Here is a 9,352-nt window from a genome sequence, read left to right on the forward strand (position 1 = left end):
TGCAAAATTTGAAACCAGCTGTAAAAACCAGACCACACCACGGGGTGGCACAATCCAGTCAATTCAACCAATCAATAAAAAATTGGTATCAACAAACGTGGCACACTATTGAGTTCTCAAACAACAGACACATTCGAATATTCCCGGAACAATTCACTTAGTGAATTTCTATTCGGTATTTCTTCGCTGCGATGTTTCAATCCTATTTTATTCATTTCCACTTTGCAAATCCGGTTGTTTTCCCGGAATTCACTCGGTGGAATGAATTTCCCCATCATAAAGTGAAGCATTTCTTCATGCCTGTGCTTTCGCACACGGAAAAGTTGCTTTACTTTTTGTTGGGGGTCGGTCGCTATTTTTCCGCTTCAGCGGCGGCGACTCAAAAGACATTACACGCTCCCCCGCGGCCGTGCAAATCGGCTGCGGAAGAGCGTGCAAAGTGTCTCGCGATGGGCTAGGGAACCAATACTTCCACCGTGGCCAGGTTCTTCTTTCCGCGGCGCAGGAGCAGGTACTGCCCGTGCAACAGCTCCGATTCCGGGATCACCGCTTCCGGATCAGATACCTTCTCGTTGTTGACGTATGCCCCGCCTTCGCCAACCGTGCGGCGGGCGGCGGATTTGCTTTCCGAAAGTCCGGAGGCAACCAGCAGGTCAACAATTCCCATGGCATCCACCTGGACCGTGGCAGAAGGAAGTTCAGACGTGGCCGCCTGCAGCGTCGGCTTATCCAGGGCCGCAAGATCACCGTTGCCGAAGAGCGCAGCCGAAGCCGCGATCACTTTCTCGGTCGCCTCCACTCCATGGACAAGGGACGTCACTTCGAAGGCCAGCTTCCGCTGGCCCTCGCGGGCAAACGGGCGTTCGGCAACAGCCGTGGCAATCTCCTCGATCTCCGCACGGGTCAGGAAGGTAAACACCTTCAACCGGTCCACCACATCAGCATCGGCGGTGTTGAGCCAAAACTGGTAGAACGCGTATGGGCTGCACATGCCGGCGTCGAGCCAGATGGCGTTGCCCTCGCTCTTCCCGAACTTGGTGCCGTCGGAATTGGTGATCAGTGGAGTTCCCAGGGCGTGGACGCTCTTGCCTTCCACCTTCCGGATCAATTCGGTCCCGCTGGTGAGGTTGCCCCACTGGTCCGAGCCGCCGGTCTGCAGCATGCAGTTGTAGTCGCGGTACAGCTGCAGGTAATCCATGCCCTGCAGAATCTGGTAGCTGAACTCCGTGTAGCTAATGCCCTCGTCCGAGTTCAGCCGGGACGCAACAGCATCCTTGCGCAGCATGGTGCCAACGCGGAAGTGCTTGCCCACCTCACGCAGGAAATCGATGGCACTCAGCGGTGCAGTCCAGTCAAGGTTGTTGACCATCTGCGCCGCATTGTCGCCCTCAAAGCTGAGGAACCTGCGGACCTGGGCCTGAAGGTATCCCACCCATTCCGCAACCGTGTCCTTGGTGTTCAACGTGCGCTCTGCCGTGGGGCGGGGGTCTCCGATCATGCCGGTGGAACCACCCACCAAACCAAGGGGCTTGTGACCGGCCAGTTGCAGCCGCCGCATCACAAGCAGCTGGACCAGGTTGCCCAGGTGCAGGCTCGGCGCGGTGGGATCGAAACCGCAATAGTACGTGACCGCCCCGCCGGCGAGGAGCTTTTCCAGCTCTGCTTCGTCCGTGGAGACGTGGACCAGTCCACGCCACTTCAGTTCCTGCCAGATATTGGCGAAGGTGGGGTCGTTCTGCTGCGATTCGAGGCTGTTGAGTTCTGACACGCCTTCTAAGTTAGCAGTATTACCCCGCGCCGGCGCCGGGTGGACGGCACCGGCGCCGCCCCCGGAACGCGCCGGCGCCAACCGAAGAAGCTCAGCACTTGATGCCTGCCGGCACGGGCTCCGAAGCGATCAGCCGCAGGCGCTGGGTGGCGCGTGTCATGGCAACGTAGAGATCCCCCACCTTGCCGTGCTCATGGTTCAGCATCGTGGCGGGCTCCAGCACCACCACGCCGTCAAACTCCAGGCCCTTGGCCTCGCGCGGGCTAATGACCACGATGTCCTGCTCATAGCTCCCGGCACCGTTGCCAATGCGGCGGCCGTACTCGGCGCGCAGGGCAGCGGCGGCCTCCGGCAACAGGGGGCCGTCCGCGATAACAGCCAGCAGGCCGCCGTCGAGCGCTTCCAACTCCTCCGGCAGAACTTCCACCAGGCGGCTGACCACCTGTCCCGGATCCACCTCGTCGATGACGGGCGACCAGCGCCCTTCCCGCACGGCCTTGGGTGCGGAGACAACGAGTCCGGCCGCGTTGGCCATCCGCACAGCCGCTTCTGCGATCTGTGACGGCGTCCGGTAGTTGACCGTCAGCTCCTCCAACTGCCAGCGGTCGCCGAACATCGGAGCAAGCGCACCCTGCCATGAATTGGCACCGGCCACCGAGCTCGTCTGCGCGATGTCACCCACAATCGTGAAGGACTTCAGGGGGCAACGGCGGACCAGCAGGCGCCACTGCATGGGCGAGAGCTCCTGCGCCTCGTCCACCACAATGTGGCCAAAGGCCCACGTGCGGTCGCTGGTGGCACGCTCGGCCGCGGTCAGCCGCGCTGCCTGTTCCTGGTTCTGCTCGGCCAGCTCCTCGGCGGACATCAGCGGATCCACGCCGGCAGCTTCCATGTTCACCAAGGTCTGCTTGGCGTTGGCAAGGTCGCGGGCCCTGTCGTGCTCCTGCTGCGCGAGGCCGCGCCCGGCTGCCGGGTCCAGCTCACCGAGCAGTTCGGCAGCTTCGTCCAGCAGGGGCACATCGGACTCTGTCCAGGGGGCGTCGGCGGGACGCTGCAGCAGTGCCCGCTCAGCCGCAGACAGGTGGGGGGTGCAGAATTCAAGCACAGCCGGCTTGCTGAACAGCTCCGAGATCAGCTTTTCGGGCGTCATGGGCATCCAGCAGAGGTTGAGGGCAATCCGCACGTCACGGGCGGTGCGGACATCCTCAGCCAGGTAGGAGCGGTCTGCGTTGTTGCCGATGTTCCCGGCTTCCACCAGCTCGGTCATCTGTTCGGTGAGTTCGCGCAGCAGGATCTTGACGAATGTCACCCGGGCCTCGTTATGCGGCTTGCCGGTGGAACGGGCACGCTCGCGGGCACGGCGGACCTGGCGCGGCGTCAGCACGAGCTTGCGGCCGTCCACTTCCAGGATCCGGTCTTCAGCGGGAATCCGTTGCCGGTTGGCCACGGCGTTGGCCACCACAGTGGCCATGTCCAGCCGGCCCTTGATGGCGGCAACGTCGGCGTCGGGTTCCGGCACGGCGTTGATGCCAGGCATCAGCCGGCCCACGCTCGCCATCACAACGCCGGTCTCCCCCAGGGAGGGCAGCACCCTTTCGATGTACTTCATAAAGGACGACGACGGGCCCACCAGCAGCACGCCCGCGGACTTAAGCCGGTCCCGGTGGGTGTAGAGCAGGTAGGCGGCACGGTGCAGCGCGACGGCGGTCTTGCCAGTGCCCGGCCCGCCCTGCACCACCACGGCGCCGGAGATGGATGACCGGATGATGCGGTCCTGTTCGGACTGGATGGTGCTGACGATGTCCGACATCCGGCCCGTGCGCCGGGAGTTCAGGGCGGCCAGCAGGGCGCCCTCGCCCTGCAGCGATTCGTTGTCCGTTAGCATGTCCGCGTCCAGGACATCATCCTCGATGGCCTTGACCTCCCGGCCCTGCAGGATCAGGTGGCGGCGGCGGCGGACGCCCTGCCGGTCGAAGGCCGTGGCCTGGTAGAAGTGCCCGGCTTCGGGCGCGCGCCAGTCGACCATCAGCCGCTGCAGGTCCTCAGTGGTGAGGCCGATGCGTCCGATGTACTGCGCTTCTCCGGAGTCCAGGTCCAAGCGGCCAAAGACCAGCCGGTCATCCACGGCATCCAGCTGCGCCAGGCGGTCCTCGTACAGAGCCGCGAAAGCGTCGCGCTCGGAAACGTTCTGCATGGTGCCCACAGCCCCTGCCCTGCGGACTTGCGCAAGCTGCTTGCGCTTTTCCTCGCGGAGCTCCTCCAGCCGGGCATACAGGCCGGCAACATAGTCCCGTTCGTGGGCCAAATCGGCGTCGAGCATTAACGTTCCCCTATCGCAAAAGACAGACCGTCCATTCTACAACCATTTTCGTTAACGCTGGCGAAAGGGTGCCGGCCTCGGCTTGGCCGCCTTGTACTTGGAGACAGTAGGGTGCCCCGTGATCCAGAAACGCCAGGCGTATTGCTCGGATCCGCCAACGCCGGAAACCCCTACGCGCGGTCCCGAACTGACCTCCGCAACCGGCTTGTCCGGGAGCGCCAGCCCAAATGGGGGCACCAGTGCGTCACGGCCGCTGTACGCGGTCGTCAGGCCCAGGGCCTTGGCCAGCCGGGCCGGGCCGCTTGCCAGGTCCGCAGGATTTTTCGATGTGGGCCGGCGGTGCTGTGCGAGCTCCAGGCCCTCTACGATCTCCCCGGCACGCAGCAGCAAAGCGGAAGCCACACCGGCCGGACCACACACAATGTTGGCGCAGTGATGCATGCCATAGGTGAAGTAAACGTACAGATGCCCGGCCGGCCCGAACATCGGGGCGTTCCGTGGAGTGGGGCCGCGGTACGTGTGCGAGCCGGGATCAGGGTGCAGGGAGTCCTCCGGTCCCAGGTAGGCCTCCACTTCGGTAAGCCTGACGGACACCCGGCCCTCCCTCGAATCATGGGTCAGGACCGCCCCCAGCAGCATCGGTGCCAGGGTGCGGGCATCGCCCGAGAGGAATTCCCGCAGCGGTTCCCGGGCCTGCGAGGGACTTCTGCTCATGGCCAGACTCTATCCAAAACACGCAGCAATACCTGACGCAACGCCACAAATGGACTCCACGGCGATGTCCGATTTCCGCTAGCCCGCCTCCTCTACTGCTGGCAGGATTGAGGAATGGACTTCTGGCAGCGCTACCGGGCAATAGACGCCCGGGACACCCGGTTCGACGGGCAGTTCTACACTGCCGTCCGGACCACGGGCATCTATTGCCGCCCGTCATGCCCTGCCAGGACTCCCAAGGCTGCGAACGTCACCTTTTACGAGACCTCAGCAGCGGCCCACGACGCTGGTTACCGGGCCTGCAAACGCTGCCTGCCTGAGGCTGTGCCGGGAACGCCTGCCTGGAATGTGCGGCAAGACATCGCGGGGCGTGCCATGCGCCTGATCAATGACGGCGTGGTGAACCGGGACGGCGTGGACGGCCTGGCCGCCCGCCTTGGCTATTCCTCCCGCCAGCTGAACCGAATCCTCAGCCAGGAACTGGGCGCCGGTCCCCTGTCGCTCGCCCGTGCCGGCCGCGCCCAGACGGCACGCACGCTGCTCGTATCCACCTCCATGAAGCTCGCCGACGTGGCCTTCGCGGCAGGCTTCAGCAGTGTCCGCCAGTTCAACGAGACCATGGTGGAAGTCTTCGACCTGACCCCCAGCGCGCTACGCGCCGCCAGGCATCCGAAAGCCCCCGCCGGCTCTACCGCCCTTACCCTCAGCCTCCCCTACCGCGAGCCCTTCGACCCCGGCGTCTTCACTTTCCTGGCGGTCCGTGCCATCCCGGGGATTGAAGCCGGAAACCAAACCTCGTACGCCCGCACGCTGCGGCTTCCACAGGGCGACGCGCGCTTCAGGGTTGAGTACGACGCCGGCGCCCCCGGACGGCCGCTGACCCTCACCATCGGAGCGGTGGACCTTCGGGACCTTCCGGCCCTGTTGAGCCGCGTCCGACGGCTGTTCGACCTCGATGCGGATCCGGTTGCCATCGACGGCGCCCTGGCAGAAGACCCCAGGCTGGCTGCTGCAGTGGCCGGCGCTCCCGGCATTAGGATGCCCGGAGCGCTGGATCCAGCCGAAATGCTGATCAGGGCCATGGTCGGCCAGCAGATCACCGTGGCCGCCGCGCGGACCGCCCTGACCCAGCTCGCCGCCGTCGGAAGCTCAAGCCGAAGCCCGGCCGAAGGCCTGGACCGGATGTTTCCCACCCCCGCCGAAATCGCACTCGACGGCTGCGCACTCCTGCGGGGCCCCCGGAAACGCATTGAGGCCCTCCGCGCCGCAGCTTCCGCCTTGGCGGATGGCACCCTCGACTTTGGCTATGGCGACGACGTTGCAAGCCTGGGCGCGAAGCTGCTGCCCGTTGTCGGTGTGGGACCCTGGACCGTTGGCTACCTGGCCATGCGCGTCCTCGGCGCCCCGGACGTCTTCCTTGGCAATGACGCGGCGGTGCGGAACGGGATAAAAGCCTTGGACCCGCCTCGGGATTACCTTGGGGGTGGCTCCGGAGGGGCCGGGACTCGCAGTCCGGATTTCCGCGAAGTCAGCCCATGGCGCTCCTACGCCACCATGCACCTGTGGCGTGCAGCAGCCCGTTCCGCCGCCGGCGCACGTCATGCCACAAGGACGGACGCTCCCGCAGCAGGCAGCAGAACACCAGAGAAAGCGATTCGATGAAGGCCCAGTTGCTTCAGATGTCCACTCCGGACGGCCCGTTTACCATCCTTGCCCAGGACGGGGTGGTCCTCTCCAGCGGCTGGACCGAAAAGCCCGGCGACCTGACCGGGCAGATCCATCCGACCCTGCGGCCCGCCACCCTGGAACTGGTTAGCGACCTTGGGGAGATTTCCGCCGCCGTCGAAGCCTTCTACCAAGGCGATCCGGCCCCTGCAATGCACGTCCCTGTGCGGCAGAAGTCCGGGCCGTTCCGGGCCAATGCCTGGGACGTGCTGCGCCTGGTCCGGCCGGGGTCCCCGGTGACGTACACCGAGTACGCCGGGCTCGCCGGTAATCCCAAGGCTGTCAGGGCGGCTGCCAGCGCCTGCGCCTTCAACGCAGCGGCCCTGTTTGTTCCCTGCCACCGGGTCATCAGGACCGACGGTTCTTTGGGCGGATTCCGCTGGGGGCTTGATATCAAGGAAAGCCTGCTGGCCCGCGAAGCCGCCTGATCCTGGTTGGAAGACCGTTAGTCCTGCTTCGGCGTTGGGGTTCCGGAAGGCCATGGCAGCAGGGTTGGCAGGTCCACGCCGTCGGCCGCCGCGGATGCCCTCAGGCTGCCCAGCGTGGGTTCGCGCCCTGCCAGCCACGCCGCAATATCCGTGATCATCCCGCTGATCACGGTGGACCGCTTGCCGCTGCCGATGCTCAACGGCGGAAGGCCCAGTGGCTGCAGCACGAGTTTGTCGTCGGGCTGGACGCGGGCTGCGAGGAAGTCGAAAAGGTGCTCGCAGAACTGCCGGCTCCAGGTTTCCGGTCCCCTGCCCGTCAGCAGGTCCGACATGTGGATGACGAGTTCCCGCCAGAGCGCCAGGCCGCCGTCCAGGACAACTCCCCCACGATAGGAAATGGGTGCGTACCAGCCCGTGCGGTGGGCGGACGAATCCTTGATGCCGGGCAGCGCATCAAACGTTGTGATGACACGTTGGAGGGCCGCGGTCAGGTCTGCAAGGTGGGTGGCAGCATCGTGGCCGGCAGCCATGTCGATGGCCTTGTTCCTGCCGTTCATGCCGCCGTCGTACAGCTCGATGGTTTCGCCGCGCGCTGCATACTCGAGCTGCCTCGCCATGGCGTTGGAGATGCCGGTCAGGTGGGCCAGCACGTTGCCCCGCGTCCAGCCGGGCAGGGCGGACGCGGCCTTCACGTCCTCGTCACTGAGCTTGGCGACATCGGAGGCAAGGTCATCAGCGGCCTTGTGGAGCCCGGCGAGCAGGACTTCGGGTGCGGGAGCTGTCATGGCGCCCATACTAGCGCCGGGGAAGGCCATCGGGCCCGAGGCGGTGCCGGACGTGCTCGCCGTCGTTGCTGGCCTGCCAGAATTCATACTCAGCGGGCTGGACTGCGTAGAGCTGCCAGTTCGGGTTGCTGCTGCCGTCCGCCCGCGGCCGCTCCGCCCAATCCCGCGCCGATGCCTCGGCGGACAGCTCTATCACGGGTCCTGCAACCCTGACCTGCCGGCCAAGCGACGGCCAATAGAAGTTGAGGGCGGCGTGGGGGTTGGCGTTGAGCTCCCTTCCCTTGCGTGAAGTGCGGGACGTGGCGAAGTGCCAGCCGTTGCCGTCGATGTTCTTCAGGATCAGCATCCTCGACGACGGCCGGCCGCCTCCGTCCACGGTGGCAAGGCTGCAGGCGTGCGGCTGGCGTTCCCCCGCGGCCAGGGCCTCGTCCAGCCACTGCCGAAAGAGTTCCCCGGGGTCTGCCGGGGCGCTGGCCGGGTCGAAACCGGGCAGGACGGCCGGGAAGTCGGGCAGCGCGCGGAGTTGCTTGCGGAAGGAGTCGCTCATGGCGCCATGGTAGCGGGGAGGCTTCAGCGTCAACACCCTATAAACACCCGACGCTCTCTCAGTTGACGGGTAAATACCGGCAACGCTCTCTCACTTTCCTGAAGAAAGTGAGAGAGCGTTGGCGAAAAGGCCGCATCAAGGGAGAGAGCGTCCTACCCGGCGTACTCCCGCACGCCGGCCAGCTCGGCTTCCAGGGCCACCAGCTGGCGTTCGACGGCGGCCGGCGCCGTGCCGCCCTGGGAGTTGCGGCTGTTGAGGGAGCCCTCCGTGGACAGGACTGTGCGGACCTTCGGCGTGAGGTGGCCGGAGATGGCGGCGTATTCCTCATCCGTCAGGTCCCACAGCTCTACGCCGCGGGATTCCGCCTGCTTGACGGCCGCACCGGAGAGTTCGTGCGCCTCACGGAACGGAACGCCCTGCCGGACCAGCCATTCGGCAATGTCCGTGGCCAGCGCGAAGCCCTGCGGCGCCAGCGATTCCATCCGTTCAGTGTTGAACTTCAGGGTGGCGATCATGCCGGAGACGGCCGGAAGCAGCAGTTCCAGGGTGTCGGCGGCATCAAAAACCGGCTCCTTGTCCTCCTGGAGGTCGCGGTTGTACGCCAGCGGCAGGCCCTTGAGCGTCGCCAGCAGCCCGGTCAGGTTGCCGATCAGGCGCCCTGCCTTGCCGCGGGCCAATTCCGCCACGTCCGGGTTCTTCTTCTGCGGCATGATCGAGGACCCCGTGGAGTACGAGTCATGCAGCGTGACGAAGGAGAACTCCTTGGTGGCCCAGAAAATGACTTCCTCTGAGATCCGGGACAGGTCCACGCCGATCATCGCGCAGACCCAGGCGAACTCGGCGAAGACGTCGCGGGACGCGGTGCCGTCGATCGAGTTGTGCGTCGCGGAAAAGAAGCCCAGGTCAGCCGCCACGGCCTCCGGGTCGAGGCCCAGCGAGGAGCCCGCGAGGGCACCCGAACCGTACGGCGACACCCCTGCACGCTTGTCCCAGTCCTGGAGCCGCTGCACGTCGCGCAGCAGCGCCCAGGCGTGGGCCAGGAGGTGGTGGCTGAGCAGGACCGGC

Annotated in this window: 8 protein-coding genes; 2 read left to right on the forward strand and 6 right to left on the reverse strand. The window is 65.4% G+C overall.

The annotated features are described in order from the left end of the window. Nucleotides 1-454 precede the first annotated feature (454 nt). The 3 genes from tyrS to AC5RV1_RS20550 all read right to left on the reverse strand — a co-directional run bounded on the left by tyrS (nucleotide 455) and on the right by AC5RV1_RS20550 (nucleotide 4,802). Complete coding sequence (gene tyrS, locus AC5RV1_RS20540; protein ID WP_493995832.1) at nucleotides 455-1,768, reverse strand: tyrosine--tRNA ligase; 1,314 nt, start codon at nucleotides 1,766-1,768, stop codon at nucleotides 455-457. 91 nt (nucleotides 1,769-1,859) lie between these two features. Further along, nucleotides 1,860-4,088, reverse strand: a complete 2,229-nt coding sequence (locus AC5RV1_RS20545) for a HelD family protein (protein ID WP_493995833.1) — start codon at nucleotides 4,086-4,088, stop codon at nucleotides 1,860-1,862. 51 nt (nucleotides 4,089-4,139) lie between these two features. Continuing rightward, entirely contained in the window at nucleotides 4,140-4,802 is a 663-nt protein-coding gene (locus AC5RV1_RS20550; protein WP_493995834.1) for a DNA-3-methyladenine glycosylase, read from the reverse strand. 114 nt (nucleotides 4,803-4,916) lie between these two features. Between AC5RV1_RS20550 and AC5RV1_RS20555 the strand changes: the two genes are divergently transcribed. Together AC5RV1_RS20555 and AC5RV1_RS20560 are read left to right on the forward strand one after the other, a co-directional pair. Further along, nucleotides 4,917-6,464 (forward strand): DNA-3-methyladenine glycosylase 2 family protein, encoded by a 1,548-nt coding sequence (locus AC5RV1_RS20555; RefSeq protein WP_493995835.1) that lies wholly within the window; start codon nucleotides 4,917-4,919, stop codon nucleotides 6,462-6,464. Further along, nucleotides 6,461-6,955, forward strand: a complete 495-nt coding sequence (locus tag AC5RV1_RS20560) for a methylated-DNA--[protein]-cysteine S-methyltransferase (protein ID WP_493947206.1) — start codon at nucleotides 6,461-6,463, stop codon at nucleotides 6,953-6,955. The genes AC5RV1_RS20555 and AC5RV1_RS20560 overlap by 4 nt, the downstream gene beginning before the upstream one ends. 17 nt (nucleotides 6,956-6,972) lie before the next feature. On the opposite strand, the gene AC5RV1_RS20565 is transcribed toward AC5RV1_RS20560, so the two are convergent. The 3 genes from AC5RV1_RS20565 to argH form a co-directional block, all read right to left on the reverse strand. Continuing rightward, on the reverse strand, nucleotides 6,973-7,740 hold the full coding sequence (locus AC5RV1_RS20565; RefSeq protein WP_493995836.1) for a maleylpyruvate isomerase family mycothiol-dependent enzyme: 768 nt from the start codon (nucleotides 7,738-7,740) through the stop codon (nucleotides 6,973-6,975). A gap of 10 nt (nucleotides 7,741-7,750) precedes the next feature. Then, nucleotides 7,751-8,287 (reverse strand): pyridoxine/pyridoxamine 5'-phosphate oxidase, encoded by a 537-nt coding sequence (locus tag AC5RV1_RS20570; RefSeq protein WP_493995837.1) that lies wholly within the window; start codon nucleotides 8,285-8,287, stop codon nucleotides 7,751-7,753. A gap of 152 nt (nucleotides 8,288-8,439) precedes the next feature. Further along, nucleotides 8,440-9,352: argininosuccinate lyase (gene argH, locus AC5RV1_RS20575; protein WP_493995838.1), on the reverse strand; the 913-nt coding region annotated here is incomplete at its 5' end.

The organism is Arthrobacter sp. Hb9-2 (genome assembly GCF_059091165.1).

Coding starts and splice junctions, on each gene's coding strand:
- AC5RV1_RS20545 (WP_493995833.1), bottom strand. CDS start 4,088: ATGCTCGACGCCGATTTGGCCCACGAACGGGACTATGTTGCCGGCCTG.
- AC5RV1_RS20550 (WP_493995834.1), bottom strand. CDS start 4,802: ATGAGCAGAAGTCCCTCGCAGGCCCGGGAACCGCTGCGGGAATTCCTC.
- AC5RV1_RS20555 (WP_493995835.1), top strand. CDS start 4,917: ATGGACTTCTGGCAGCGCTACCGGGCAATAGACGCCCGGGACACCCGG.
- AC5RV1_RS20560 (WP_493947206.1), top strand. CDS start 6,461: ATGAAGGCCCAGTTGCTTCAGATGTCCACTCCGGACGGCCCGTTTACC.
- AC5RV1_RS20565 (WP_493995836.1), bottom strand. CDS start 7,740: ATGACAGCTCCCGCACCCGAAGTCCTGCTCGCCGGGCTCCACAAGGCC.
- AC5RV1_RS20570 (WP_493995837.1), bottom strand. CDS start 8,287: ATGAGCGACTCCTTCCGCAAGCAACTCCGCGCGCTGCCCGACTTCCCG.